Annotated in this window: 24 protein-coding genes; 10 read left to right on the top strand and 14 right to left on the bottom strand. The window is 61.7% G+C overall.

Annotated features, from left to right (window positions below):
- Nucleotides 1-115: 115 nt before the first annotated feature.
- Nucleotides 116-1,402 (top strand): glycoside hydrolase family 10 protein, encoded by a 1,287-nt coding sequence (locus J9788_RS03715; RefSeq protein ID WP_182264538.1) that lies wholly within the window; start codon nucleotides 116-118, stop codon nucleotides 1,400-1,402.
- 50 nt (nucleotides 1,403-1,452) lie between these two features.
- Here the strand turns inward: J9788_RS03715 and J9788_RS03720 are convergent, their stop codons facing one another.
- Nucleotides 1,453-2,721, bottom strand: coding sequence for an MFS transporter (locus tag J9788_RS03720; protein WP_182265103.1), 1,269 nt, complete (start codon nucleotides 2,719-2,721; stop codon nucleotides 1,453-1,455).
- A gap of 147 nt (nucleotides 2,722-2,868) precedes the next feature.
- Between J9788_RS03720 and J9788_RS03725 the strand changes: the two genes are divergently transcribed.
- The 3 genes from J9788_RS03725 to bioD all read left to right on the top strand — a co-directional run bounded on the left by J9788_RS03725 (nucleotide 2,869) and on the right by bioD (nucleotide 5,946).
- A complete protein-coding gene (locus J9788_RS03725; RefSeq protein ID WP_046898442.1) occupies nucleotides 2,869-3,759 on the top strand; it encodes a LysR substrate-binding domain-containing protein in 891 nt (296 codons plus the stop codon).
- A gap of 159 nt (nucleotides 3,760-3,918) precedes the next feature.
- The gene (locus J9788_RS03730) at nucleotides 3,919-5,136 is read left to right on the top strand and encodes an ROK family transcriptional regulator (protein WP_033642978.1); all 1,218 of its coding nucleotides are present in this window, start codon (nucleotides 3,919-3,921) and stop codon (nucleotides 5,134-5,136) included.
- 144 nt (nucleotides 5,137-5,280) lie between these two features.
- Nucleotides 5,281-5,946, top strand: coding sequence for a dethiobiotin synthase (bioD, locus tag J9788_RS03735; protein ID WP_033650480.1), 666 nt, complete (start codon nucleotides 5,281-5,283; stop codon nucleotides 5,944-5,946).
- 5 nt (nucleotides 5,947-5,951) lie between these two features.
- Here bioD and J9788_RS03740 read toward each other — a convergent pair whose 3' ends face one another.
- On the bottom strand, nucleotides 5,952-6,446 hold the full coding sequence (locus J9788_RS03740; RefSeq protein ID WP_182264537.1) for a DUF2938 family protein: 495 nt from the start codon (nucleotides 6,444-6,446) through the stop codon (nucleotides 5,952-5,954).
- Nucleotides 6,447-6,515: 69 nt separating this feature from the next.
- On the opposite strand from J9788_RS03740, the gene J9788_RS03745 reads away from it, so the two are divergent.
- Nucleotides 6,516-6,908 (top strand): helix-turn-helix domain-containing protein, encoded by a 393-nt coding sequence (locus J9788_RS03745; RefSeq protein WP_182265102.1) that lies wholly within the window; start codon nucleotides 6,516-6,518, stop codon nucleotides 6,906-6,908.
- Here the strand turns inward: J9788_RS03745 and clcB are convergent.
- The 5 genes from clcB to J9788_RS03770 form a co-directional block, all read right to left on the bottom strand.
- Nucleotides 6,905-8,206, bottom strand: a complete 1,302-nt coding sequence (gene clcB / locus J9788_RS03750) for a voltage-gated ClC-type chloride channel ClcB (RefSeq protein WP_182264536.1) — start codon at nucleotides 8,204-8,206, stop codon at nucleotides 6,905-6,907. The two genes, J9788_RS03745 and clcB, sit on opposite strands and share 4 nt — an antisense overlap.
- A 125-nt stretch (nucleotides 8,207-8,331) precedes the next feature.
- Nucleotides 8,332-9,471: an osmoprotectant ABC transporter ATP-binding protein OsmV gene (gene osmV, locus J9788_RS03755; protein ID WP_182264535.1), complete on the bottom strand. Its 1,140-nt coding sequence runs from the start codon at nucleotides 9,469-9,471 to the stop codon at nucleotides 8,332-8,334.
- Nucleotides 9,468-10,118 carry an osmoprotectant ABC transporter permease OsmW gene (osmW, locus tag J9788_RS03760; RefSeq protein ID WP_015377782.1) on the bottom strand — a complete coding sequence of 217 codons (651 nt, stop codon included), beginning with the start codon at nucleotides 10,116-10,118 and terminating at the stop codon, nucleotides 9,468-9,470. The genes osmV and osmW overlap by 4 nt, the downstream gene beginning before the upstream one ends.
- 9 nt (nucleotides 10,119-10,127) lie before the next feature.
- Complete coding sequence (locus tag J9788_RS03765) at nucleotides 10,128-10,985, bottom strand: glycine betaine ABC transporter substrate-binding protein (RefSeq protein WP_241427834.1); 858 nt, start codon at nucleotides 10,983-10,985, stop codon at nucleotides 10,128-10,130.
- 64 nt (nucleotides 10,986-11,049) lie between these two features.
- A complete protein-coding gene (locus J9788_RS03770) occupies nucleotides 11,050-11,766 on the bottom strand; it encodes an ABC transporter permease (protein ID WP_043143261.1) in 717 nt (238 codons plus the stop codon).
- Nucleotides 11,767-12,275: 509 nt separating this feature from the next.
- On the opposite strand from J9788_RS03770, the gene J9788_RS03775 reads away from it, so the two are divergent.
- Nucleotides 12,276-13,763, top strand: a complete 1,488-nt coding sequence (locus tag J9788_RS03775; RefSeq protein ID WP_182264533.1) for an MDR family MFS transporter — start codon at nucleotides 12,276-12,278, stop codon at nucleotides 13,761-13,763.
- A 50-nt stretch (nucleotides 13,764-13,813) separates the two neighbouring features.
- On the opposite strand, the gene J9788_RS03780 is transcribed toward J9788_RS03775, so the two are convergent.
- Together J9788_RS03780 and J9788_RS03785 are read right to left on the bottom strand one after the other, a co-directional pair.
- Nucleotides 13,814-14,113, bottom strand: coding sequence for a DUF1161 domain-containing protein (locus J9788_RS03780; protein ID WP_033642988.1), 300 nt, complete (start codon nucleotides 14,111-14,113; stop codon nucleotides 13,814-13,816).
- Between the two features lie 89 nt (nucleotides 14,114-14,202).
- Nucleotides 14,203-14,571 carry a DUF1283 family protein gene (locus J9788_RS03785; RefSeq protein WP_033633135.1) on the bottom strand — a complete coding sequence of 123 codons (369 nt, stop codon included), beginning with the start codon at nucleotides 14,569-14,571 and terminating at the stop codon, nucleotides 14,203-14,205.
- Between the two features lie 148 nt (nucleotides 14,572-14,719).
- Here J9788_RS03785 and J9788_RS03790 point away from each other — a divergent pair, with 148 nt between their 5' ends.
- Entirely contained in the window at nucleotides 14,720-15,046 is a 327-nt protein-coding gene (locus tag J9788_RS03790; protein ID WP_004938563.1) for a YnfA family protein, read from the top strand.
- Between the two features lie 36 nt (nucleotides 15,047-15,082).
- Here J9788_RS03790 and ydfG read toward each other — a convergent pair whose 3' ends face one another.
- The 5 genes from ydfG to fecI form a co-directional block, all read right to left on the bottom strand.
- Nucleotides 15,083-15,832, bottom strand: a complete 750-nt coding sequence (ydfG, locus tag J9788_RS03795) for a bifunctional NADP-dependent 3-hydroxy acid dehydrogenase/3-hydroxypropionate dehydrogenase YdfG (protein WP_046898435.1) — start codon at nucleotides 15,830-15,832, stop codon at nucleotides 15,083-15,085.
- A 125-nt stretch (nucleotides 15,833-15,957) separates the two neighbouring features.
- The gene (locus J9788_RS03800) at nucleotides 15,958-16,479 is read right to left on the bottom strand and encodes a GNAT family N-acetyltransferase (RefSeq protein ID WP_182264532.1); all 522 of its coding nucleotides are present in this window, start codon (nucleotides 16,477-16,479) and stop codon (nucleotides 15,958-15,960) included.
- 199 nt (nucleotides 16,480-16,678) lie between these two features.
- Entirely contained in the window at nucleotides 16,679-19,033 is a 2,355-nt protein-coding gene (gene fecA / locus J9788_RS03805; protein ID WP_182264531.1) for a TonB-dependent Fe(3+) dicitrate receptor FecA, read from the bottom strand.
- 114 nt (nucleotides 19,034-19,147) lie between these two features.
- Nucleotides 19,148-20,104, bottom strand: coding sequence for a ferric citrate uptake sigma factor regulator FecR (gene fecR, locus J9788_RS03810; protein ID WP_046898433.1), 957 nt, complete (start codon nucleotides 20,102-20,104; stop codon nucleotides 19,148-19,150).
- Nucleotides 20,101-20,625 (bottom strand): ferric citrate uptake sigma factor FecI, encoded by a 525-nt coding sequence (gene fecI / locus J9788_RS03815; RefSeq protein WP_182264530.1) that lies wholly within the window; start codon nucleotides 20,623-20,625, stop codon nucleotides 20,101-20,103. Before fecI ends, fecR begins: the two co-directional genes overlap by 4 nt.
- 427 nt (nucleotides 20,626-21,052) lie before the next feature.
- Between fecI and guaD the strand changes: the two genes are divergently transcribed.
- The 3 genes from guaD to dcp all read left to right on the top strand — a co-directional run bounded on the left by guaD (nucleotide 21,053) and on the right by dcp (nucleotide 25,657).
- On the top strand, nucleotides 21,053-22,369 hold the full coding sequence (guaD, locus tag J9788_RS03820; protein ID WP_182264529.1) for a guanine deaminase: 1,317 nt from the start codon (nucleotides 21,053-21,055) through the stop codon (nucleotides 22,367-22,369).
- Nucleotides 22,370-22,818: 449 nt separating this feature from the next.
- Entirely contained in the window at nucleotides 22,819-23,289 is a 471-nt protein-coding gene (locus J9788_RS03825) for a hypothetical protein (protein WP_182264528.1), read from the top strand.
- A 166-nt stretch (nucleotides 23,290-23,455) separates the two neighbouring features.
- The gene (gene dcp, locus J9788_RS03830) at nucleotides 23,456-25,657 is read left to right on the top strand and encodes a peptidyl-dipeptidase Dcp (RefSeq protein WP_182264527.1); all 2,202 of its coding nucleotides are present in this window, start codon (nucleotides 23,456-23,458) and stop codon (nucleotides 25,655-25,657) included.
- Nucleotides 25,658-25,672: the final 15 nt, after the last annotated feature.

Here is a 25,672-nt window from a genome sequence, read left to right on the forward strand (position 1 = left end):
CCGGCGTCGTCAGAAAGGGCGACGCCGGTCGCGGGATAGCGTTGATAAAGCAGGCGGTTTCTTGCTCTGCACGATACGACATGGGATAACCGTCACTCACGGAAGGAGAACATTTATGCCGACAGGCGCAACAAAACTAGGCGGATGGCTGTTGATGGCCGCCATGCTGGGCGTGAGCGGATGCGCCAAACCCCCTGAGCCGGAAAAGCCTCCGCAGCCTGCACCGCCGGTCACACCGATGCGGGGCATCTGGCTGGCCACCGTCATGGGGCTGGACTGGCCGCCGGCGGCCTCCCTGAAAGCGGATACCGCGCCAGAGCGAATTCGCCTGCAGCAGCAGGCGCTGACGGGCGCACTGGACGACATGGTGAAAACCGGGATTAACACGGTGTATTTTCAGGTTAAACCGGACGGAACGGCCCTGTGGCGTTCTGACATCTTGCCCTGGTCGGAGGTATTGACCGGCACCGTGGGCCAGGATCCGGGTTACGATCCGCTGGCCTTTATGCTGAAAGAAGCGCACCGGCGCGGCATCAAAGTGCACGCCTGGCTGAATCCTTATCGGGTTTCCATGAATACCCGGCAGAAAACGATTGATGCCCTTAATCAAACGCTGCAGTCCCCGCCGGCCAGCGTCTATGCGCTGCATCCCGACTGGATACGTACGGCCAACGACCGCTTTGCGCTCGATCCTGGCTTACCCGATGTGCGCAACTGGATCACCGGCGTGGTGGCCGAAGTCGTCAAAAACTATGACGTCGACGGCATTCAATTTGACGATTATTTCTATTATGAGACGCCGCAATCGCCGCTGGATGATGAAAAGACGTATCGCGAATACGGCAAAGGGTTTGCAGACAAGGCCAGTTGGCGAAGAGACAATACGCTGCAATTGATAAAACAGGTTTCAGCCACCGTCAGGGCGCTAAAGCCCGCTGTCGCGTTTGGCGTTAGCCCGGCGGGCGTCTGGCGAAACAAAGCGGACGATCCCGCCGGTTCGGCGACTCAGGCCGGCGCGCCATCGTACGATGCGGCCTATGCCGATACGCGCCAGTGGGTCAAACTGGGGCTGCTCGACTACATCGCACCGCAGCTGTACTGGCCTTTCGATCGTGAAATAGTCCGCTACGACGTGCTGGCCAACTGGTGGGCCGAGGTGGTGAAAGACACGCCGGTTCGGCTTTATGCCGGGGTGGCGCTGTATAAAGTGGGCACGCCATCGGCGAGCGAACCGGCATGGACCGTCGACGGCGGCGTTCCCGAGCTGAAAAGGCAGTTGGATCTCAACGAGAGCTTGCCGGGGATGGGGGGAACCATCCTGTTCCGGCAACGTTATCTGACCGAGCCGCAAACGGATAAGGCCGTGGAGTACCTGCGCACCCGCTGGAAAACCGGTCAATAATCACCGGCATTGGCATAGCGAGCCGCGGTAATCCACCGCGGCTTTTTTATTCACAGGCGCGCCGCTTCCGGCAGGCGCTTCAGGTAATGCACCACCAGCAGCGCCAGCAACAGCATCAGGCTGATGAACGCCGCCACGCCATTCCAGCCGAAACTGTGCCAGAACACGCCGCCGAGGGTCCCGGCTACGCTCGAGCCGACGTAATAACAGAACAGATACAGCGACGACGCCTGGCCTTTGGCGCGGCGCGCACGGCGGCCAATCCAGCTGCTGGCCACCGAGTGGGCGGCGAAGAAACCGGCGGTGAACAGCATCATGCCGATAAAGATCGCCGGCACCTGCGGCAACGCGGTAATCAGAATCCCGATCAGCATAATCACGATCGACGCCAGCAGCACCGGGCCGCGCCCGAAGCGCGAGGTGAGCGCCCCGGCCTTGGGCGAGCTGTAGGAACCGGTGAGGTAGACCACCGACAGCAGGCCGACGATCGCCTGGCTCAGATGATAAGGATCCGCCAGCAGGCGATAACCGATGTAGTTGAACAGGGTGACGAAGCTGCCCATCAGCAGAAAGCCTTCCGCGAACAGCAGCGGCAGCCCCTTATCGTGCCAATGCAGTTTGAAGTTGATCAGCAGCGTGCGGGGGCGCAGCGAGCTGGCGCGAAAATGCCGCGAAGCGGGCAGGATGCGCCAGAACATGAAGGCGGCGGCGAGGGCGAACAGACCGATGACCCCGAGCGAGACGCGCCAGGAGATGAAGTCGGTCAACACCCCGGTCACCAGGCGGCCGCTCATGCCGCCGATCGAATTGCCGCTGATGTACAACCCCATCGAGAAGGCGACGAAGCTGGGATGGATCTCTTCGCTGAGATAGGTCATGCCGACCGCCGCCACGCCGCTCAGCGACAGGCCGATCAGCGCGCGCATCAGCAAAATGCCGTGCCAGCTGGTCATAAAGGCGCAAATCAGCGTGCAGACTGCCGCCAGCAACAGCGCCACCACCATCACCGACTTGCGGCCGATGGCGTCGGACAGCGGCCCGGTGAACATCAGGCCGATCGCCAGCAGGCCGGTAGAGACCGAGAGCGACAGGCTGCTTTCGGCCGGCGAGACGCCGAAATCTTGCGACAGCACCGGCAGGATCGGCTGCACGCAATAAAGCAACGCGAAGGTCGCCAGCCCGGCGGAAAACAGCGCCAGCGTTACGCGCATAAACTGCGGCGTACCGCGTTCGATGTAGGGGAGTTTGTTGTTGAGGGTGGAGCGTTTTACTGTTGGCGCAGCGGCCGCGTCATCGTTGGCGGCCAGCGTCGACGGCATCACGGCCGCAGAACGCACAGGGGTTGTCACAGCGTTTCCTTACCGAACTTCGGGGAGATAAACAGACACTTTGCAGATAACAAAATGATAGGGAGCGGCGATTTTTTTGTCTAATATATTAATAATTACAATTAAGACTTTTTAAATATGAATATCGAGTTGAGACACCTGCGTTACTTTATCGCCGTGGCGGAAGAGCTGCATTTTGGCCGCGCCGCCGAGCGGCTGCGTATCTCCCAGCCGCCGCTCAGCCAGCAAATCCAGGCGCTGGAGGAGATGGTCGGCGCGCGGCTGTTGGCGCGCAACAACCGCAACGTCAGCTTGACGCAGGCAGGGGAGATGTTCCTCAAAGAAGCCTATCAGGTGCTCGATCAGGTCGGCCGCGCGGCGGAAAAGGCGGCGCGCCTGGATCGCGGCGAACTGGGGGAAATGACCATCGGCTTTACCTCTTCCGCGCCCTTTATCGGCGTGGTGGCGCGCAGCCTGCGCGCTTTCCGTCAGCATTCTCCGCAGGTGCACATCAAGATGCGCGAAATCAACACCAAACAGCAGATCGAACCGCTGCTGAACGGTGAGCTGGATCTCGGGGTGATGCGCAACACGCGGCTGCCGGAAGCGCTGCACTATCAGCTGTTGCTGCGCGAACCGCTGGTGGCGGTGGTGCCGGAGGGGCATCCGCTGGCGGAAACGCCCGGCGGCGCGCTGCGTTTTCAACACCTGGCGCAGGAGCCGTTCGTGTTCTTCTCGCGCGAAGTGGGCACGGCGCTGTATGACGAAATTCTGCTGCTGCTCGGCAAGGCCGGTATCACCCCGTATATCACTCAGGAAGTGGGAGAAGCGATGACCATCATCGGTCTGGTCTCCGCCGGGTTGGGGGTCTCGATTCTGCCGGCGTCTTTCGCCCGGGTGCGGGTGGACGGCGTGCGCTATTTGCCGCTGGCGGAGCCGGACGCCACGACCGAAGTGTGGCTGGTGCATCACCGCCGACGGCCGCTGACCGCCGCGGCGCAGGCGCTGATGGCATTAATGCTGAAATGACGTTGAGGTTGGGCAAATAAAAATCAATCCGCGCTGAAATTGCGAGGAATTTGTGCAGCAAATCACATAACGAATCAAATAGTTGACGCTGTATGACAAAAGCCCCACCATAACCCCTAGTCTTTATTTAGAAGCGCGAAAAATAGTAGGAGCCGGTTTGTGATTGCGGTTGGGCAGCCTGGGCATATTGATCAAATCAAACAGACCAATGCGGGGGCGGTTTATCGGCTAATCGATCAACTGGGCCCGATTTCGCGCATCGAACTGTCAAAACGCGCACAGCTGGCGCCCGCCAGCATCACCAAGATCGTGCGCGAACTGCTGGAAGCCCATCTGGTCAAGGAAACCGAGTACCAGGAAATCGGCAGCCGGGGGCGCCCGGCGGTAGGGCTGGTGCTGGACACCGAGGCCTGGCACTACCTGTCCGCCCGCATCAGCCGCGGCAGCATCACGCTGGCGCTGCGCGATCTGAGCAGCAAACTGGTGGTGGAAGAGCTGCTGCCGCTGGCGGCCGAAGATCCCGAACCGCTGCTGAAACGCATCCTGACCGAAGTCGATCAATTCTTTATTCGCCACCAAAGCAAGCTGGAACGGTTGACGGCGATCGCTATTACGCTGCCGGGCATTATCGACGTGCAGTCGGGCGTGGTGCACCGCATGCCGTTTTACGACGTGCTGGAGATGCCGCTCGGCCCGGCGCTGGAAACCCGGACCGGTCTGCCCGTCTATTTGCAACACGACATCAGCGCCTGGACCATGGCCGAGGCGTTGTACGGCGCCTCGCGAGGCAGCCAGAACGTGATTCAGGTGGTGATCGACCACAACGTCGGCGCCGGCGTGATCACCGGCGGCCACGTGCTGCATGCCGGCAGCCACAGCGTGGTGGAGATCGGCCACACCCAGGTCGATCCTTACGGCAAACGCTGCTACTGCGGCAACCACGGCTGCCTCGAGACCGTGGCCAGCATCGAGAACATGCTGGAGATCGCCCAGCAGCGGCTGAGCGGCTCGATGAGCTCCAGCCTGCACGGCGCGCCGCTGACCGTTGAATCGCTGTGCGACGCCGCGCTGGCGGGCGATCAACTGGCGCGGGACATCATCCTCGGCGTCGGCCACAGCGTGGGGCGCATTCTGGCTATCATGGTTAACCTGTTCAATCCGGAGAAGATCCTGGTGGGTTCGCCGCTCAACCGCGCGGCGGAGATCCTGCACCCGGCTATCGCCTCCTGCATTCGCCAGCAGGCGCTGCCGGCCTACAGCGAGCAGGTCAAGGTTGAATCCACGCAGTTCTTCAATCAGGGCACCATGCCCGGCGCGGCGCTGGTGAAAGAGGCGCTGTATAACGGTTCATTGCTGGTGCAGCTGCTGCAAGGCTAACATCAGAACTTCTTATTAATCCCGCAAAAGATTGAGCTACCTCAAGCCCCTACGTGGCGGCATCCCCTAGAATTTTTCCGCAAGACTTCTTCGCCGCCGGTGCGGCGATACATTGTTAACGGGGCATTCTGGGGCATTTTATTCATGTTGAAGCGTTTATTTGTGACAGGCACGGATACCGACGTCGGTAAAACCGTGGTTTCCCGCGGGTTGATGCAGGCGCTGGCCGCCGATGGCCGCTCGGTCGCGGGCTACAAGCCGATCGCCGCGCGCTGCCAGGAAACCAGCGAGGGCATCCGCAATAAAGACGCTTTGGTGTTGCAGGCATCTTCCACCTTGCCGCTGTCCTATGAGGAGATCAATCCCATCACCTGTCTGGATGAGGTGTTTCATGCGCATGCCACCGAGGACATCAACTACGGCCTGATGAGCAGCGGCCTGCGCGATCTGTCCGCCAAAGCCGATACGGTGGTGGTGGAGGGCAGCGGCGGCTGGCGCGTGCTGATGAACGATCTGCGGCCGTACGCCGAATGGGTGGTGCAGGAGCAGCTGCCGGTGGTGTTGGTGGTGGGCATCAAGCTGGGCTGCGTCAGCCACGCGCTGCTGACCGCGCAGTCGATCATCAACGACGGCCTGCCGCTGCTGGGCTGGGTGGCCAACCGCATCAATCCGGGGTTGGCGCACTATGCCGAAACCATCACGGCGCTGCAGCAGCGCATTTCTGCGCCGCTGCTGGGTGAAATTCCGTACCTGCCGCGCGCGGAGCAGCGCGAACTGGCGCACTACCTCGATATTTCCACGTTGCTGTAGCCCATTCAGGCGCAGAACGTCGCCAACAACCGGGCGGCGATCAGCAGGCCCAGCCCATACACGGTGTGGGTGAGCAGGCTGAGGAGACGCGCTCTGCGCGGATTGGCGGTTTTCGCCGCCGCCACGCCAAAGCCCAGCGCGGGCTGCATCACCAGAAACGGCGCCGTCAGGCTCAGCCAGCCGCTCAACAGCGCGATGCGCGGTTCCGGCGCCGCATACCACTCAATGCCCGCCAAAGCGAGTGGGATAAAGGCGAACGCCAAGCCGATGGCGTAGTGCAGTATCCAGCCGATTTTTCTCTCACCCTGGCGCGGCGGCGCCGTGACGATGGTGGCGTGCAACCAGCGGCCGTCGAACATGCCGAGAAACCAGCGGCCCACCAGCGCGTAATCGAGGGAAGGGATGCCGAAGCGCCGCTTCAGCAGCAACGCCCACAAATCCATGCAGAGGGTGGCGCCGGCGCCGGTTAACAGAATGCGCGATAACAAATCGGGGGTCATACGGGTGTCCTTGGTTCAGTGACGTGATAAGGTGCGCACAGTGTGCAACTTAAAGTCGGCTTCAAGTCAATGGCAAAAGAGCTGGATATCGGCGCGGTGGCGCGCCTGAGCGGAGTCGCGCCTTCCGCGCTGCGGCATTACGAGAAAAAGGGGCTGATCGCCCCGATAGGCCGCCACGGTTTGCGCCGTCAATACGCCGCCGGGGTGCTCGATCAACTGCGGTTGATCGCCCTCGCGCGCCTGGCCGGTTTTACGTTGGATGAGATGAGCGCCTTGTTTGACGAACGGGGCAAAATCGCGCTCGATCGCGTGTTGCTGGCGGCGCGGGCGGATGAGTTGGATCGCCATATCCAGCGCCTGATGCAGGTGCGCGACGGGCTGCGGCACATGGTCGATTGCCCTGAGCCCGAGCACCTGCAGTGCCCGCAGTTCAGGGAAATATTGCAGCAGGGTGAGTTCTAAGCCTCGCGTTTGGGCGGCGGCGCGGTGTGGTAGACCGATACCGGCCGCAGGCCGCGCGACACGGTGGTGGCGATCACGCAGGCGAGCAGAATGCCGGGCAGCAGCGCGTATTCGCCGGTCATTTCAAACACCATCAGCGCCGCCATGATCGGCGCATGGGTGGTGGCGGCCAGCAGGGTGGCCATGCCGGTCAGCGCCAGCAGCAGCGGCACCGCCGCATCCATGCCCGGCCACAGGCCGAACAGCTGACCGATTATCGATCCGAGCGCGGCGCCGACGAACAGCGTCGGGGTGAAGACCCCGCCGGGCGCGCCCGAGCCGCTGCTGGCGAGGATCGCCAACAGTTTACACACCAGGATCGCGCCCAGCAGCAACACCCCCGGCGGCGCGATCAGCAGCGCCTGCACCACGCTGTAGCCATTGCCCCACACCTGCGGAAACAGCAGCGAAAGCAGCCCGACGATCAGGCCGCCCAACGCCAGCTGCAACGGCGGCTTCAGGCGCAGCGATCGGAAGGCGCGGCCGGTGGCGGTCATCAACCACAAAAACAACGGCCCGCCGGCGCCGGCCACCACGCCGACCAGCGCCATCAGCAGGTATTGCGTCGGCAAGGGAGCGGCGAGCGGCGTCACCAGGTAGAGCGGCGCCTGGCCGCCGTTGAGCAGGTTGGTCATCAGCAGGGCGCTCACTGCGGCGATCACCACCGGGCCGAGCGAGGCCAGCATCAGGGTGCCGAACAGGATCTCGGCGATAAACAGGCTGCCCGCCAACGGCGCATGGTAGGCGCTGGCCATCCCGGCGGCGGCGGCGCAGGCCACCCACAGTTTCCATTCTTTCTCGTGCGTAAAGCGCTGGGCGAAGAGCGATCCCACCAGCGCCGCCAGCAGGATCATCGCGCCTTCGCGGCCGATGGCGCTGCCGCTCGACACCACCAGCAGCGACGCCAGACACTTCACCAGGCTGGCGCCGGTATCCAGCTTGCCGTTGCCGGTCTCAATCGCTTCCATATAGTCGGTGGGCGCCGCCGGGCGCTGGTGGCGGTAGCGCTGGTGAATATACAGCAGCAGGCCCGCCGCCAGACCGCCCAGCGCGGGCGTCAGCGCGCGTCGCCAGCCGGGCAGCGCGGCGGCGGCGGCCACCAGGCTGCCGTCGGCATTGCCGAGCAGCAGCCACTCGAGGCCAATCATCGAACGGTGGAACAGCCACACCGCCAGGGCGGCGGCGACGCCGATAAACACGGCGATAAGCAGGCTGCGCAGCAGGGCGCGATAGTGGTGCAGGTGGACCAATCTTTTCATGCGTGGGCGGCGTCGTGAGAAAAATCAAAGGGTCATCAGCGCATTGTGCTTGGCGCTCCGGCCGATGACCAGTGAATCTTTAGCAAACTGCGGCATGGGCGGGGCGGCGAGCGCCCCGGCGTGGGTTATTGCGGCGTCAACACCCGGCGCGTGCGGCCGGAGCTGAGGTAGTCGGCGATATAATCCTGCGAGATTTCGCCGCTGTAGCGGCCGTCTTCATCGACGATCGGCATCCAGGAGGTGTTGTGCTCGTACAGCTTCGACAGCACCACGCGCAGGTTCTCCTCCGCGCGGGCGGTGACGCGGAAGCGGTGCAGGCTGTCGGCGCATACCCCCGACGCGCCGCGCGCCTCACGGCGTTTGACGTAGCCCAGCGGCTTGCCGTCGGCGTCCACCACCGTCACCGAACGGGCGTCGATATCGTCCATCAGCCCGAACGCCTCCACCAGCGGCGTTTCCCGGCGCACCGTCACCGTCTCTTGTTGGCCTGCCACGTCGCCGGCCTGCACCAGCAGCAGGCGCTTCAGCGTGCGATCCTGGCCGACAAAGGAGGCGACGAACTCGTTCGCCGGCCGCGCCAGCAGCTCATCGGCGCTGGCGTTCTGCACGATTTTGCCCTGGCGGAACACCGCAATGCGATCGCCGAGCTTCAGCGCTTCGTCGATGTCGTGGCTGACCAGCATCACGGTCTTTTTCAGCTGGCGCTGCATGTCGAGAAACTCGTTCTGGATGGTTTCGCGGTTGATCGGATCCACCGCGCCGAAGGGTTCATCCATCAGCAGCACAGGCGGATCGGCCGCCAGCGCGCGGATCACGCCGATGCGCTGTTGCTGCCCGCCCGACATCTCTTTCGGGTAGCGGTGCAAAAAGCGCTTGGGATCCAGCGCCACCATGCTCATCAGCTCCTCGGCGCGGGCGTGGCAGCGTTTTTTGTCCCAGCCCAGCATGCGCGGCACCACGGTGATGTTCTCCTCGATGGTCATGTTGGGGAACAGGCCGATCTGTTGGATGACGTAGCCGATTTTACGGCGCAGGCTGACGGTATCCAGCGCGCTGGTGTCTTCGCCGTTGATCAGAATGGTGCCGCCGGTGGGTTCGATCAGGCGGTTGATCATCTTCAGCGTGGTGGTTTTGCCGCAGCCGGAAGGGCCGAGCAGCACGCAGATTTCACCTTCCGGCACGTCCAGATTGATGTTGTCGACGGCGTTGAACGGCGTGCCGTTCTTTTGCATGAACTGTTTGGTCAGATTTTCCAATTTAATCATGAGCGGATCCCCTTGGGCGTGAGCGCAATTTGCAAGCGGTGCAATAACCAATCGAGGACGATCGCCAGCAGGCTGATCATCACGGCGCCGGTAATCAACTGGCGAATGTCGCTGCTGCTGATGCCGTTGAGCAGCAGCAGGCCGAGGCCGCCGGCGCCGATCACCGCGGCGATCGCCATCACGCCGATATTCATTACCACGGCGGTGCGGATGCCGCCGAAAATCACCGGCAGTGCCACCGGGATCTCCACCCAGCGCAGGCGTTGCCAGAACGTCATGCCGATGCCGCGGCCGGCTTCGCGCAGCCCGCCGGGCAGATTGTCGAGCGCGGTGTGGGTATTGCGCACGATCGGCAGCAGCGAGTAGAGGAACACCGCGGTGATCGCCGGCACGTAGCCGATGCCGTGGCCAATCAATGAAAACAGCGGGATCATCAGCCCGAACAGGGCGATGGAGGGCACGGTCAGCACCAGCGTGGCCAGGCTCAGCACCGGCGTCGCCAGCCATTTGTGGCGGACGATCAGCACGCCAAGCGGCACGCCGATCAGGATCGCCAGACCCACGGCGACGCCGACCAGCAGCAGGTGTTCCAGCGTCAACCCGGCGATATAGGCCCAGTTTTGCCAGGCGTAGAGTAAGGTATTCATCATGCCTCCTTAAATCAGGCCGCGCTGCTTGAGAAACGCGTCGGCGACCTGTTGCGGCGTCTGATAGTCGATATCCACCCTGGCGTTAAGCTCGGTGATCACCTGGTTATTGAACTGTTTCGACAGCGTGTTCAGCGCTTCTTCCAGCCCCGGCGTGTTTTGCAATACGTCGGCGCGCACCACCGGCGTGACCGCGTAGCTCGGGAAATAGCCTTTGTCATCTTCCAGCACCTGCAGATCGAAGCCTTTCACCCGGCCGTCGGTGGTGTACACCAGCCCGGCGTCGACGAAGCCGTCGCGGATGGCGTTGTACACCAGGCCGGGGTCCATTTGGCGGATTTGCGGGCGATCGAGCGGCATGTTATACAGCGCCTGCATCGGTTTCAGACCGTCCGAGCGGCCGGCGAACTCCAGATCCAGCCCCAGCAGCCAGTTGTGTTTAGGGTCCGTTTTACGCACCTGTTCCACTTTGGCCACCAGCTGCGACATCGTGCGGATCTGCTCTTTTTCCGCGCGCTGCCGCTGCATGGCGAAGGCGTAGGTGTTGTTCATGTCCGCCGGCTGCAGCCACACCAGCCCGAGTTTGGCGTCGAGCTTTTTCACCGTGTCGTAGGTTTCCTGCGGCGACATGCGCTTATTGATGTGGTTAAAGATGATCAGCGAGGTGCCGGTGTATTCCCAGGTCATGTCGATCTGCTTGTTGATCATCGCGTTGCGGGTGATTACCGTGGCCAGGTTGGTCTTGGGTTCGACCTGAAAACCTTTGGCCCGCAGGTATTGCACGGTGATCGCCGACAGAATGCGCTGTTCGGTAAAGTTCTTGCTCGCCAGCGTCAGCGGGGCAGCCCAGGCGGCCGCGCCGCTCATCAGCAAGGAGAACAGCAGCGCGTGGCGGAGGCGTTGTAACCATCGAGTCATCGCGTTTCTCCCATCAGGATGCGGTGTGCGGGCTGAGCCGGCGGCCGAGACCGGCCAGCGCCAGATCGAGCAGCAGGGCGATCAGCGCGGTGGCGGCGGCGCCGAGGATCAGCGTCGGGAAGTCGTTCAGGTAGATGCCGGGGAAGATCAGCTCGCCGTAGCTGCTGGCGCCGATTAAAAACGCCAGCGGCGCGGTGCCGACGTTAATCGCCATCGCGATGCGCACCCCGGCGAAGATCACCGGCAGGGCGTTAGGGAGTTCGACCTGGCGCAGCCGCTGCCCGGCGGTCATGCCAATACCGTTGGCGGCCTCGACCAGCGCCGGCGGCACCGAACGCAGGCCGGCATAGGTATTGCGCACGATAGGCAGCAGCGAGGCGAGGAACAGCGCCACCACAGCCGGCCGGTCGCCGATGCCGATGATCACCATCGCCAGCGCCAACACTGCCAGCGGCGGCAGGGTGTTGCCGACGTTAAAGATCTGCATCACGTGCTCAGCCCAGCGGCGGGCGAAAGGGCGGCTCAGCAAGATACCGCTGGGAATGCCGACCAGCAGCGACAGCAGCATGGAGCAAGCCACCAGGAACATGTGTTGCTGGCCGAGGTAGATCAAATCTTCCCGGCGCGACTTGAGGGTGTCCCAACCGATGCCGTAAACCAGCAGTGCGATGACGGCGATAAACAACAGGCTCCCGAGGAGCAGGCGCCGGTATGGCGCTGACTTGTGCATGATGTTGCGTCCTCCGTTGCGCGGAGCGGCCGACGAGACGGCGCATTCCGCTCTGATTGTTACCCACGGCCCGGCGGGCGTGGCGGTACAAAACGGGCGTTTCGCATGAGGTTAGCGACATTGAGCGAAGGGTGCGTTCGGCACAGCGTGCTGAACGTAGGCTCAATACGTGAGTTAATCAGCATAAGATACTGATATTTAAACCCGAGAAAGCACGAAGCCCAATGACCCCGGCTAGGGAAGGTATAGCACCCTGTCGTTGACCGTGCCAAGTTTTATGAACAAAATCAGGTGATTGAGTTTGCGCCGATCGGCGTCTCAGCCCGCGTCAGCGCTGGGATGGGGGGAAAGTGAAAAAAATCCGTCGCATAACGTTACGCCGTAACAACAAGTCCAAATGGTGCGATCCGCCGTCGGCGAAGACGGGATGTGAGGGCGGATAGACTCGGTGCAGGCGCTTGCTGATATACTCAGGGAAAACAAAAACGCCAGGAAACCTGCATAACGCCATGACAAATAACGTTTCACCCGCCCCCATCGCTCACCGCCCGCTGATTCTGATCGCCTGCATGCTGGCGATGTTCATGTCGGCGATCGAAGCCACCATCGTCGCCACCGCCATGCCGACCATCATCGGCGATCTTGGCGGTTTCTCGCTGCTGGGCTGGGTGTTCGCGGTCTATTTGCTGTCGCAGGCGATCACCATTCCCATCTACGGGCGGCTGGCGGATCTCTACGGCCGCAAACGGGTGTTCTTCTTCGGCGCCACGCTGTTCCTGTTGGGTTCGGTACTGTGCGGTTTCGCCCCCGACATGTATTGGCTGATCGGCTTTCGTCTGCTGCAGGGGCTGGGCGCCGGCGCCATCATGCCGATCGCCTCCACCATCATCGGCGATATTTACAGCGCCACCGAACGGCCGAAGGTGATGGGATACCTGTCGAGCGTGTGGGGCGTGTCGGCGATCATCGGCCCGCTGTTGGGGGCATTTATCGTGCAGCATTTGCCGTGGGCGTTGGTGTTCTGGGTCAACCTGCCGATCGGCCTGTTGGCGATGTTCTTCCTCTGGCGCTATCTGCCGGCGCATCAGCCATTACGCCAGCACGCGCTGGATCTGGCCGGCACCGCCTGGCTGACGCTGTTCGTGTCGGCGCTGCTGTTGGCGCTGTTGCAGATGGAAAGCCTGGGCTGGTGGGTGGTGCCGCTGTTTGCGCTGGCGGCGGCGGCGCTGGCGCTGCTTGTCCGCCAGGAACGGCGTGCGGTCGAACCCTTGTTCCCGCTGGCGCTGTGGCAAAGCCGGGTGATCGTCGCCGGCAACATCGGCGGGTTGGTGATCGGCGCGGCGATGATGGGCATCAGCGCCTTTCTGCCCACCTTCATTCAGGGCGTGATGGGGGGCTCGCCGCTGGAGGCGGGCACCACGCTGGCCCTGATGTCGATCGGGTGGCCGCTGGCCAGCACGCTGAGCGGCCGCTTGATGCTGATGACCTCGTACCGCGCCACGGCGCTGCTGGGCGCGCTGTTGTTGGTGGCGGGCGGCCTGATCTTGCTGCTGCTGCAGCCGGAGGGCGGCTTGCTGTGGGGCCGGGTGGCGGCGTTTATGGTCGGCGCCGGCATGGGGCTGTGCAATACCACGTTTCTGGTTTCGGTGCAGAACGCGGCGCATTACAACATTCGCGGCATCGCCACCGCCTGTACGGTGTTTACCCGCATGGTGGGCTCGGCCATCGGCACCGCGATTTTGGGCGCGACGCTGAATCTCAACCTGCAGTGGCGGTTGCCGCAGATTGACGATCCGGTGCAGCGGCTGATGGAACCGGCGGTGCGCCAGAGCATGGGGAGCGAGGCGTTGGTGCAGCTGACCCAGCAAGTGGCGGCTTCGCTGCATTGGGTGTTTCTGGTTTCGGCGCTGGTGTCGTTGCTGGCGCTGGCGGCGGCGATGCTGATCCCGGCGCGTTGTCGGCCGCAGGGCGAAGAGGAAGAGGCGGAACAGGCGTAAGGAAAGAAGGAGCGGGCGCTGCTGCAGAGCGCCCTGGTAGCCGGGGCGGCTTACTGCGTGTTGGAGGTATCCTGGCTGGTGCCGGTCTGCGCCGCATCACCGCGATCGTCGCCGTTGTTCAGGCGGGTGTAGACGATCTTCTGGGTGTCGTTTTCGCAGTGGCCGACCACCTGGCCGCCCGCTTGATCGGCCTGATCGTTTGGCACGATCTCCAGTTTGAAGCCGGACTCCGGTACGCCGTTATTGACGATTTTTTGCGAAATGTCCGCTTTCACGCTTTCGCAGGAGGCCAGGGCCGCTATCGGCGCGCCGGCCAGCAACACAGCGGTTAATATCAGCGTTTTTTTCATCACGTCATCCTTTTAGACAATGGACTTCCTGTAACAGGATAGCAGCAACGGCGGCCGGGTTTCACGCTTGCCCGCCCGCCGCAGGCGGATTAAGGATTAATCCGACGCCCGGTCTGGCGATCCAGACATTTACGGGTGTCCGGCTCCCAGTAGGCGTTGACGTTGTTGCTGTCGTTGCAGCGATCTTCGTCATCCGCCGCGCGATCGATCTTGTCGAATTCTTTCTCGACGCGGGTGTTAACCTTGTGGCGCAGGGATTTGGTATCATTCCACTGCTCTTTGCTCTGGCGCGCTTCTTCGGTGCTCATCGCGCCGCTGCCTTTGCCATCGACGGTGACGCAGGTGCTGCCCTGAGTGCAGGTGGCGGCCAGCGCCGGCGCCTGCCAGGCGCCCATTACGGCCAGCATGGCGACCGGCAGCATCCCGCGCAGCAGTCGTTGGGTCGAAAATGTTTTCATGGTTTCATCCTTATGAGTGAGTGCGCCTGATGAAGGCGGCACTGGCGTTACCTCGCCCGCAGGCGTGGTGACAAATATACCACCGCGCTCCTGGAATTCACCAGCCAAGCGCCGATTCGTTTACTTTATCGAGAGAAAACTGCGACCGATGTTAAAAACTACGCTGTTGTTTTTCGCCACCGCCCTCGCTGAAATTATCGGCTGTTTCCTGCCTTACCTGTGGCTCAAGAAGCAGGGCAGCGCCTGGCTGCTGCTGCCGGCGGCCTTGAGCCTGATGCTGTTCGTCTGGCTGTTGACGCTGCATCCTGCGGCCAGCGGGCGGGTCTACGCGGCCTATGGCGGCGTGTATGTGGCGACGGCGCTGCTGTGGCTGCGAGTGGTGGACGGCGTGAAGCTGTCTGCGCTGGATTGGGTCGGCGCCGGGGTGGCGCTGGCGGGCATGCTGATTATCGTTTCCGGCTGGCGCGCGGCCTGAGGAAACACGGCGGGAGTTGCCTCCCGCCGACAGGGCTCAGGCGCCGCGGTGGATGTTCAGCCCGGCGAAGGACTGGCTGACCGGCATCATTTCCAGCGTGTTGATGTTGACGCGCGCCGGCAACGTGGCGACCCAGAATACCGACTCGGCGATGTCTTCCGGCGTCAGCGCATCGGCGCCTTCGTAGGTTTTATTGACCTTGCCGTCATCGCCCTTGAAGCGCACGTTGGAGAATTCGGTGCCGCCCACCAGGCCCGGCTCGATATCGGTCACGCGGATGCGCGTGCCGTGCAGATCGGCGCGCAGGCCCAGGCTGAACTGCTTGACGAACGCCTTGGTGGCGCCGTACACGTTGCCGCCGGCGTAAGGCCAGTTGGCGGCGGTGGAACCGATGTTGATCACGTGGCCGACGTTGCGCTCGACCATGGCGGGCAGCAGCGCGCGGGTCATGTTCACCAGCCCTTTGGCGTTGGTGTCGATCATGGTTTCCCAGTCATCGGCGTTGGCCTTGTGCGCCGGCTCCAGCCCCAGCGCCAGCCCGGCGTTGTTCACCAGCACGTCGATCTGGCGCAGCTCGGCCGGCAGCGCTTCTATCACCTGCTGAATGGCGGCGCGGTTGCGCACGTCGAGCCGCACGATGTGCAGCGCTTCCCCCAATTCTTCCTGCAGCGCGTCGAGACGCTCAAGGCGGCGCCCGGCGGCGATCACCTGGTGGCCTTCACGGATAAAACGGCGCGCAATGGCCTCGCCGAAACCGGAGGTGGCGCCGGTAACAAATATAATCATGTTGCTGTTCCTCAACTGTTTTTACCCTACATGCTTCTATCATTAGCACAAACCCGCAGGCAGTGGCAGCGGTTATCACGGCGGAAAGGAAAAAAGGTCACACCGGGCCAGCGGCCCGATGCTGATTAGCGCTGACGCGGCAGGTGGTAGACCACGGCGTCATACTTGATACGCTCGCAACGGCCGGCCAGCACGCCGCCCAGCGACTCGACGAGGCGGCGGCTGGCGGTATTCTGCTCAGCCACCGGGTAGAGAAAATGCGGCGGCTGAAAGCGCTCGCTGGCCCAGCGCGCGATGCCCTGCACGATTTCACGGCCGTAGCCCTGGCCATGCAGGCTCTCTTTCACCCAGATGCCCAGCTCCGGGGTGGGGCTGCGCAGGTTGTGCGCGCCGCCGACGCCGACGAACTGCCGGTCTTCGCGCCGGCGGGCGACAAAGATCACTTCTTCGCCTTCGCGCATCAGCGGCAGCCAGCCTTGCCAGACGTTGGCGAAATCTTCCGGCGACGCTTCCGGCTCAAAGGTCATAAAGCGCGTCAGCGTGGGGGTGATCGCCTGGTAAACATCGTCGGCGTCTGCTGCGGTAAAGGGGGCAATCAACAAACGGTCGGTGTCAACGCGGCACTGAGAAAGGTCATTGTGATTCATTTTATTTCCTCGCTTTTCAGGCCATAACGGCAAAAAATCCGCGCACATAAATCGGGGCGGATCGTCGATATTACGCGTATTGGCGTCAGAAGCGACTTATTTTTCGCCGCTGCGGCGACGCGGAGGAACGGTTTTATGTGACGCTGTCACGTTGACGGGAAAGGCGGCGGACACGGTTAACCGCGCCCGCCGCTGCGGATCAGAACTTCACCGAACCTTGCAGATAGATCGTGCGTGGCTGGCCGATATACAGACCTTTGTTGTTGTCGTCATAGGCGCGGGTGAAATACTCGTGGTTGAACAGGTTTTTCACGCCGACGCCCAGATTCAGGCCGGCCATTTCCGGGCCGAAATCATAGGCGGCGCGCACGCCCCACAGCATGTAGCCGGGAATGCGGCCGGTGCTGCCGTCGGCGCTTTCCGCCACGGTGTTGGCGTTGTCGGCGAACTGGCTGGATTGGAACTCGCCGTTAAGGTTAAACGCCCAGTTGCCTGGCGTGTAGTCCAGCCCCAGGGTGCCTTTATGCTTCGGCGAGAACGGCACCTGGTTGCCCTTATAGCCGCCGTCTTCGCGGATGGTGGCGTTGACGTAGGCGTAGCTGGCGTAGGCGGTCAGGTCGTCCAGTTTCGGCGTCAGCTGCGAAAGATCGTAACGCAGGCTGCCTTCCAGCCCGGCGTGGCGGGTTTTGCCGCGCGCGGTCACGCTGTCGGTCACCTGGTTGGAATCGTACTGGTTGTTGAAGTTGATCAGGAACAGCCCGATCTCGCCGGTCAGCGCGTCGCCGGCGTAGCGGGTGCCCAGTTCCCAGGTGCGCGCCTTCTCCGGTTCAATCTTGCCGCTGTCGACCGCTTTGCCCATCTGGCTGTATTGCACGGTGCCGAAGGAGCCTTCGGTGTTGGCGTACAGGTTCCAGTATTCATTCAGGTGATACATCACGTTCAACGCCGGCAGCGGCGCGTTATAGCTGACGTCGAGGCGGTTGTTCTTGATGTAGTTGTTCTGATACGACTTGATGTACTCGTAGCGCATGCCCGGCGTGATGGTCCAGTCGCCGATGTCGATGCGATCGTCGAGATAGAAGGCGTGCGCCTCGGTGCCGGACTGGGTGTCGCGATCGTACGGGCTGGCGGTGGACGGCAGCCTGCCGGTGCTGGCCTTGCTGGTGTAGCGCAGCTCATGGGTGGATTCACTGACGTAACGGTAGCCGACGCCGACCTCATGGGCGGAATCTCCCCAGCGGAAACTTTGGCTGTAGCGCGGTTCTACGCCGCGCACCCAGTATTCGCGCGGCGACAGCGTCAGGTTCTTGCCCTGATCCAGATAGCCGCTGCGCAGGGTGTAGGTGTAGAAGCTCTGCACGTCGAACTTATGCTGCTGATCAGGCTGATATTGGTAGCCGAAGTTCGCCAACTGGCGGCGGCCCCAGAACTTGTCGTACGGGCGCGTAGACTGGAACGGGTTGGCGTTGTAGTCCGCCCGGCTCAGGCCGCCCGGCATGTTCGCTTCGCCTTCGTAGTATTGCAGCAGGCTGTTGAAGGTGTGCACCTCGTTCGGGGCATAGCGGCTTTTCAGCATCACGTCGTCTATCTTGGTTGCGCTGTGCTCGCGCCAGTCGCTGCCGCGGGTGCCGGAGTAAAGCAGCGCCGCGCCGAAGCCGTTGTCGGCGGTGCCGCCGATCATCAGGTTGCCGGTGCCTTTCGGGTGATCCTGGCGCGAGGTCGGGCTGAGCTGCCCCTGCATGCCGGCCTCCAGGCCGAAGGTTTTCGGGATGGCGCGGGTAACGAAGTTGACGACGCCGCCGACGCTCTGCGGCCCATAGCGCACCGCGCCGCCGCCGCGTACCACGTCAATCGCATCCATATTGCCGAGCGAGACTGGCGCCAGCGATAGCTGCGGCTGGCCGTAAGGGGCGAAGGGCACCGGAATGCCGTCCATCAGCACGGTGGAGCGGCTGGCGAGGCGCGGGTTGAGGCCGCGTATGCCGAAGTTCAGCGCCATATCGTGGCTGCCGGTGCCGTTGTTTTCCGGGGCCACCACGCCCGGCACGCGGTTCAATGCTTCACGCACGGTGGTGGTGCCGGTTTTGACGAAGTCTTCGCGGCGCACTACGTCGCGCGCGCCGGGGTGTTCGAACACGTCTGCCTGACGGCCTTCCGCCAGCCAGTCGCCGACCACGGTGATGTCCTCTTCTTTTTTCTGCGGCTGCGCTAGTTTGGCCAGCGTGTAGCCGTTGTTGCCGAGCGCTTTAGCCTGCAGGCCGCTGCCCGCCAGCAGGGCGTTCAGGCCGTCATCGGCGCCGTAGCTGCCGCTCAGGCCCGGCGAACGTTTACCGGCGGTCAGTGCGCCATCCACCGAGAGCGCGATGCCGGCGCGCGCGGCGAAAGCGTTCAGCGCGTCGTCCAGCTCACCGGCCGGAATGTGATAGGTTGCCGCGGCGCTGGCGGCGCTCGCCATCTGCGGTGCAGCGAAGACCAAACCAATGGCCACGGCCAGCGGCGTGGCCCGTTTTCCCCAAAGCGAAGCCGGAGCGACCTTTCCCCAAGCGTTGTTCATACCTTCTCCTGAATCATTTTTTATTTATTGCTGCAGTGTTTTCCTGGGAGTCGGATGAGCAAAGCAAAAGGGACAATCAAGAATGCGATTTTTTATCATTTTCATTTAAAAAATTCAGGCGGGGACGATTTGCAACCAATAGCGGGTAAAGCTTTGCAGGCGTACCGGCAGCGTCTGGCTGAGCAGGGCGAGGGCGCGATCGGTATCGTTGAGCGGGAAACTGCCGCTGACGCGCAGGCCGGCAACGGCCGGATCGCAGGTCAGGTGGCCGCGCCGATAGCGCGCCAGTTCGGCGATCACCCGGTCCAGCCGCCACTGGCTGACGCTCAGCACGCCGTGCAGCCAGCCGTCTTCCGCCGTAGCCGGTTGCTTGTCGCTGAAGGCCGCCGCGCTGAAGCTGATCTGTTCGCCGGCGTTCACCCGGCGTTTTTGTTGCGCGTCTTGCGCCAGCTGCGCCTCGACCGCGTGCTCCAGCACCGTCAGGCGCGTTTCGCCGTCGCTCTCGCGCACCAAAAAACGGGTGCCGAGCGCGCGCATCGCCCCTTGCGGGCTCTGCACCCACAGCGGCCGGGCATCGCGTCCGGTAACCAGGCTGATTTCCCCGGCGTGCAAGCGGATCAGCCGTTGGCGATCGTCGTAATGCACGTCCACCGCGCTGGCGGTGTTCAGCACCAGCTGGGTGCCGTCGCTTAACACAATGGGTTTGATTTCGCCGGTGGCGGTGCGGTAGTCGGCGCGCAGCTCCCGGCCGAGCGGCGACCGGTAGAAGAAACCGCCGCCGCCCACGCCGAGCAACAGCAGCAGGCTTTTCAGCAGGGTGCGGCGATCGATCGCCGATTGACGGCCGGCGCGATCGAGCGCGCGATAGCTGAATTTGCCCGGCACGCCCTGCAGCTGGCTCTGCAACGCTTCGACGCGCTGCCAGGCCCAGCGGTGATCGTCATGCTGCTGGTGCCAGGCTTGCCACTGTTGGCGCTGGCGTTCGGTGACGTGCTCGTCGCACAGCAGGGCATACCAGTGTGCGGCCATTTTCAGCGCCTGGCGCTGCTCGGGGGTGATGGCGTTGCTCATGAATAAACGTCGTTTTCGAGGCTGAACAGCAGGCAATGCTCGGTGGCTTTGGCCATGTATTTTTTAACCGAACTGACCGAAACGCCGAGGCGCGCGGCGATGTCCGCATAGCCCAGGCCTTCGAGCTGCGACAACAGAAAGGCCTGTTTTACCTTCGGCCCCAGGCCGTCGAGCATGGCGTCGATCTGCTGCAGGTTTTCCAGCAGGCTCTGGCGCTGCTCCGGCGACGGGGCGTAGCCTTCCGGGATCAGCGCCAGCATCTCAAGATAGGCGCGCTCCAGCGTTCTGCGGCGGAACAGATCGACCATCACCCGCTTGGCGACGGTGACCAGAAAATCTTTCGGCTCGCGCAGGGTCGCCGCGGCGTCGCCCTTCAGCAGGCGCATAAAGGTGTCCTGCGCCACATCGTCCGCGTCGAAAGCGCAGCCCAGCCGCCGACGCAACCATCCCTGCAACCAGGCGTGGTGGGTAGCGTAAAGGCGCGACAGCGCGGCGTGCGGGGCAGAGGCGGTGGCGGACATGGTTTTCGCATTGCTGGTCAAAAAGATGCGCGGATGATAATTGAGAATGGTTATCGTTTCAAGTTTAGCCGTTGCCTCCAGGCTGGGATTCCGCCCCCGGACGCGGCGTTGAAATAAAGCGGACGGTCGTAAAGAGCGTCGTTTGCCCATTAAAGGTGCAGCGGCGCGGTGTTATTTTGGCAGGCAAACGGTTGCTATTTATCCGCCGTCGAAGACTGAGCGTGGGTCTTATTCTCTTTCGCCGGCTTATGCTTTTAGGTTAATTACCAATCAATTGTTTTTATTTAAAAATGTATTTTATCGCCACCTGTTGGCATGCGGCTTGCTATGCTTAAGCCGGTCTTTGCGTTTGGGCAAAAAAGCCTTGTTTCATCGGCGCAGGTTATTTCGCGGGTGAGCTTGGCCGGTCGTCACAAGAAAGAAAATAATGGCACTGCAATTCACCACCGCTATTCGTGGCAATTTTTTTGATATCGCAGCCTGTGTGGAGGCGCCGCAACAGCTTGAGGAACGCCTGCGGCATATTCCCGACGGTTTGCTGCTGCTGAACGACGGCGTGATCGTCTGGTTCGGCAGCTGGCGGCAGGGCGAGGCGCTGCTGCCGCCGGGCTTCGCGGTCACGGAGTATCGCGACAAGCTGATCGTGCCGGGTTTTATCGATACCCATATCCACTATCCGCAAACCGAAATGATTGGCGCCTATGGCGATCAACTGCTGGACTGGTTAAACAATTACACTTTCCCGACCGAAAGCCGTTACGACTGTGAGCAGCACACCGACGCGATGTCGGCTTTCTTTCTGCAGCAGTTGCTGAGTAACGGCACCACCACCGCGCTGGTGTTTGGCACCGTGCATCCACAGTCGGTCGATGCGCTGTTCAGCCAGGCGGCAGCGCTGAACATGCGCCTGATCGCCGGCAAGGTCATGATGGATCGCCATGCGCCGGAGGCGCTGCTGGAAACGCCGGAGCAGAGTTACCGCCAGACGCGCGAACTGATCGAACGCTGGCACGGCAAAGGCCGCCTCGGTTACGCCATTACGCCGCGCTTTGCGCCCACCAGTACGCCGGCGCTGCTGGCGCAGGTGCAGCGGCTGCGTGAAGAATATCCCGACGTCTGGCTGCAGACGCACCTGAGCGAGAACCCGCAGGAAGTGGCCTGGGTAAAAGCGCTGTTCCCGCAGCACCGCAGCTATCTGGATGTTTACCACCGCTACGGCATGACCGGCGATAAAAGCGTGTTCGCCCATTGCCTGCATCTGGAGGAGCAGGAGTGGGAGTGCATGTGCGATACCCGCTCGGCGATCGCCTTTTGTCCCACCTCCAACCTGTTTCTCGGCAGCGGGCTGTTTGACCTGCAGCAGGCCTGGCGCAAACGGGTGAAGCTCGGCATCGGCACCGACGTGGGGGCCGGCACCACCTTCAATATGCTGCGCACGCTGGGCGAGGCGTATAAGGTCGGTCAGCTGCAGCATTACCGGCTCTCCGCCGTAGAAGCGTTCTATCATGCCACCCTGGGCGGCGCCCGCGCGCTGGCGCTGGACGACAAAATCGGCAACTTCAACGTCGGCAAAGAGGCGGATTTCGTGGTGCTCGATCCGGCAGTGACGCCGCTGCAGCAGCTGCGTCACGCCAACAGCGCCACGCTGATGGAACAAGGGTTTGTGCTGATGACCCTGGGGGATGATCGCAACATTTATCGCACCTATGTGGATGGTAAGGTGGTTTATGAGGCGCCGCGCTGACGCAGCCGCATTCATTCCTGGTATCGAAGCGTCCAACGTCGCTGTCTTTATCTGGTTATTGTGCGGGAAAAGGCGGGAGAGACGTGAAGTCATTGGCACAGGGTTAACACTGTTGAGCGGATACTATTTATTTATCAGGAAGGACACTGCGCGTATTTTTAATTAAACACTATATAAAGGCTTTATTGCTCATGCTCGTATCTGACCCCCGTTATCACTTGTTAGCCGTCTGCAGCGCTCAGCATCTGCGCGCTGTAGCTGAAAGGATCTGTGCTCGCGATAAACTAGAACCGCTAGCATTTGATGCTGTTCTTTGGCGGAGTTGTTGGACATCACCACTGCCAACCATATCGCCAGAGTCGTCAAGTGAGTTTTTGCAATCGGTGGGGCATGTTTATCCTCGCGCCACTTATGAGCTAAGGTCTTGGCTCATCTCTGGCGGACGTAAGTTGGATCTGCAAGCTGCCGACAAGCTGATTTATCTTGCTCGCGTGATCGAGAAGGAGTGGAAAGTTGAAGAGCAACCTTCTGTTTGGCGCAAGCACCCCAGCAACAGGCTCAATGGTTATGCGTACAATATCGTACAGATTCTTATACATACCAGCGTATCTGAGGACTATCCAAAGGAGAATAATATCTCTCACCGGCATGATTTGCTTACGCATTCACCGAGTAACTCAAGGCTCACGGCTTGGATGGAAAAATATCAACATAGCTCAAAAGACCCCTTTGTTTTAGCACGGCTTGATGTGACACGTATCAGTAATATGAGGGAGTTGTTTCTGTGGCAGATTTCGCTTGAAACCCGTAGCGGATTATATACTTCGGCAACCTTCGAGGCTGCAGTGGGGAAAAGAATCAGGTCATACGATCGTCCGGTGCCCGGTCGGCGCATTCAAGCGTTTATAGGTTATATCTAATCGAGTTAACGCACCGCTATACGCCACAGGGAGCGAATCATCGTGGGATGAATATTCTAATCACTTGTTTTTGCTCAAACTGCCAACTGCACCTAAGCTAGGTGATGACTCAGAGGGAGCCATTCCCCGAGACCTTATTCCGTGAACATGGAGGAGTTTCGATTTGATGCGTTTATCCACATTGGTGCTGGCGATCGGCATGGCGCTGGGCTCGCAGGCACAGGCAGCAGAAACCCAACCTCACGCCGACCATAGCGCGCTGCCCAGCGGCCAGGCGAAGGAGGCTACCGTGACCGGTGAAGCCAATCAGCACGATAAGCAAAAGACCCAAAACCCGTTCTTCTATCAAAGCCGTCTGCCGTTCCAGGCGCCTCCGTTCAACCTGATCAAGGAAAGCGACTACGCGCCGGCGATCGAAGCGGGCATCAAGCAAAAGCGGGAAGAGGTGGAGAAGATCGCCAACAACCCTGCCAAGCCCAACTTTAAAAATACCTTCGTGGCGCTGGAGCAGGCCGGTTCGCTGCTGACGCGGGTGATGAACGTGTTCGGCGCCATGACCTCGGCCAATACCAGCGATGCGCTGCAGAAGCTGGATGAAGAAACCTCGCCGAAGCTGGCGGCGCTGAACGACGACATCATGCTCAACGGCAAGCTGTTCGCGCGCATCAAGGCCATCTATCAAGATCGCGATGCGCTGAAGCTGGATCCGGAGTCGCGTCGGCTGGTGGAAGTCACCTATAAGAACTTCGAACTGGCGGGCGCCAACCTGTCTGACGCCGACAAGGCCAAGCTGAAAGCGCTGAACCAGGAAGCGGCGACGCTGAGCACCCAGTTCACCAACAAACTGCTGGCGGCGAGCAAAAACGGCGCGCTGTCGATAACCGACCAGGCGAAGCTGGACGGTCTGTCCGAAGGTGAGCTGGCCGCGGCAGCGCAGGCGGCCGCCGAGCGCAAGCTGGAGAAACAGTGGTTGTTGGTGCTGCAGAACACCACCCAGCAGCCGCTGCTGCAGAGCCTGAAAGATCGCGACACCCGCAAAGCGCTGTTCGACGCCTCCTGGACGCGCGCGGAAAAGGGCGACGGCAACGATACCCGCCAGAGCATTTCCCGTCTGGCCAAGGTGCGCGCCGAGCAGGCCAAGCTGCTGGGCTACCCGAACTACGCCGCCTGGAAGCTGCAAAACCAGATGGCCAAGACGCCGGATGCCGCGCTGAGCTTTATGCGCAACATCGTGCCGGCAGCCACCGCGCGCGCTGAGCGTGAAGCCAAAGACATTCAGGCGGTGATCGACCAGCAGAAAGGCGACTTCAAGGTGCAGGCCTGGGACTGGCAGTTCTACGCCGAACAGGTGCGCAAGGCCAAGTACGATCTGGACGAGTCGCAGATCAAACCTTACTTCGAGCTGAACAACGTGCTGAACAACGGCGTGTTCTACGCCGCCAACCTGCTGTACGGCATCAGCTTCAAAGAGCGCAAGGACATTCCGGTCTACCAGCCGGACGTTAAGGTGTATGAAGTGTTCGACAAGGACGGCAAATCGCTGGCGCTGTTCTACACCGACTACTTCAAACGCGACAACAAGGGCGGCGGCGCCTGGATGAGCAACTTCGTCGATCAGTCGAAGCTCAATGGCACCAAGCCGGTGATCTACAACGTCGCCAACTTCACCAAACCGGCGCCGGGGCAGCCGGCGCTGCTGTCGTATGACGACGTGATCACGATGTTCCACGAGTTCGGCCACGCGCTGCACGGCATGTTCGCCGATCAGGAATACCCGAGCCTGTCGGGCACCAACACCGCGCGCGACTTCGTCGAGTTCCCGTCGCAGTTCAACGAGCACTGGGTCAGCGATCCGAAAGTGTTCAGCCACTTCGCCAAGCACTACCAGACCGGCGAGGCGATGCCGCAGGAACTGGTCGACAAGATTAAGAAAGCCGACAAGTTCAACAAGGGCTACAGCATGACCGAGCTGCTGTCCGCCGCGCTGCTGGATATGCACTGGCACATGCTGACCGCCGATCAGCCGCAGCAGGATGTGGACAAGTTCGAGGCCGAGTCGCTGCAAAAAGACAAGGTGGATCTCAGCTACGTGCCGCCGCGTTACCGTTCCAGCTACTTCCAGCACATCTGGGGTAACGGCTACGCCGCGGGCTACTATGCCTATCTGTGGACGGAAATGCTGGCGGACGACGCCTTCCAGTGGTTCACCGAACACGGTGGCCTGACCGCCGAAAACGGCCAGCGCTTCCGCGACATGATCCTGTCGCGCGGCAACAGCCAGGATCTGGAGAAGCTGTACATCGATTGGCGCGGCAAAGAGCCGAGCATCGAGCCGATGCTGATCAACCGCGGGCTGAAGGACGAGTAATCGACGCCGCAATGA

Origin of the sequence: Serratia sp. X10 (assembly GCF_017811775.1) — a bacterium.
In the GTDB taxonomy this organism is placed as follows: domain Bacteria; phylum Pseudomonadota; class Gammaproteobacteria; order Enterobacterales; family Enterobacteriaceae; genus Serratia; species Serratia ureilytica.

Coding starts and splice junctions, on each gene's coding strand:
- J9788_RS03715 (WP_182264538.1), top strand. CDS start 116: ATGCCGACAGGCGCAACAAAACTAGGCGGATGGCTGTTGATGGCCGCC.
- J9788_RS03720 (WP_182265103.1), bottom strand. CDS start 2,721: ATGCCGTCGACGCTGGCCGCCAACGATGACGCGGCCGCTGCGCCAACA.
- J9788_RS03725 (WP_046898442.1), top strand. CDS start 2,869: ATGAATATCGAGTTGAGACACCTGCGTTACTTTATCGCCGTGGCGGAA.
- bioD (WP_033650480.1), top strand. CDS start 5,281: ATGTTGAAGCGTTTATTTGTGACAGGCACGGATACCGACGTCGGTAAA.
- J9788_RS03740 (WP_182264537.1), bottom strand. CDS start 6,446: ATGACCCCCGATTTGTTATCGCGCATTCTGTTAACCGGCGCCGGCGCC.
- J9788_RS03745 (WP_182265102.1), top strand. CDS start 6,516: ATGGCAAAAGAGCTGGATATCGGCGCGGTGGCGCGCCTGAGCGGAGTC.
- clcB (WP_182264536.1), bottom strand. CDS start 8,206: ATGAAAAGATTGGTCCACCTGCACCACTATCGCGCCCTGCTGCGCAGC.
- osmV (WP_182264535.1), bottom strand. CDS start 9,471: ATGATTAAATTGGAAAATCTGACCAAACAGTTCATGCAAAAGAACGGC.
- osmW (WP_015377782.1), bottom strand. CDS start 10,118: ATGAATACCTTACTCTACGCCTGGCAAAACTGGGCCTATATCGCCGGG.
- J9788_RS03765 (WP_241427834.1), bottom strand. CDS start 10,985: ATGAGCGGCGCGGCCGCCTGGGCTGCCCCGCTGACGCTGGCGAGCAAG.
- J9788_RS03770 (WP_043143261.1), bottom strand. CDS start 11,766: ATGCACAAGTCAGCGCCATACCGGCGCCTGCTCCTCGGGAGCCTGTTG.
- J9788_RS03775 (WP_182264533.1), top strand. CDS start 12,276: ATGACAAATAACGTTTCACCCGCCCCCATCGCTCACCGCCCGCTGATT.
- J9788_RS03780 (WP_033642988.1), bottom strand. CDS start 14,113: ATGAAAAAAACGCTGATATTAACCGCTGTGTTGCTGGCCGGCGCGCCG.
- J9788_RS03785 (WP_033633135.1), bottom strand. CDS start 14,571: ATGAAAACATTTTCGACCCAACGACTGCTGCGCGGGATGCTGCCGGTC.
- J9788_RS03790 (WP_004938563.1), top strand. CDS start 14,720: ATGTTAAAAACTACGCTGTTGTTTTTCGCCACCGCCCTCGCTGAAATT.
- ydfG (WP_046898435.1), bottom strand. CDS start 15,832: ATGATTATATTTGTTACCGGCGCCACCTCCGGTTTCGGCGAGGCCATT.
- J9788_RS03800 (WP_182264532.1), bottom strand. CDS start 16,479: ATGAATCACAATGACCTTTCTCAGTGCCGCGTTGACACCGACCGTTTG.
- fecA (WP_182264531.1), bottom strand. CDS start 19,033: ATGAACAACGCTTGGGGAAAGGTCGCTCCGGCTTCGCTTTGGGGAAAA.
- fecR (WP_046898433.1), bottom strand. CDS start 20,104: ATGAGCAACGCCATCACCCCCGAGCAGCGCCAGGCGCTGAAAATGGCC.
- fecI (WP_182264530.1), bottom strand. CDS start 20,625: ATGTCCGCCACCGCCTCTGCCCCGCACGCCGCGCTGTCGCGCCTTTAC.
- guaD (WP_182264529.1), top strand. CDS start 21,053: ATGGCACTGCAATTCACCACCGCTATTCGTGGCAATTTTTTTGATATC.
- dcp (WP_182264527.1), top strand. CDS start 23,456: ATGCGTTTATCCACATTGGTGCTGGCGATCGGCATGGCGCTGGGCTCG.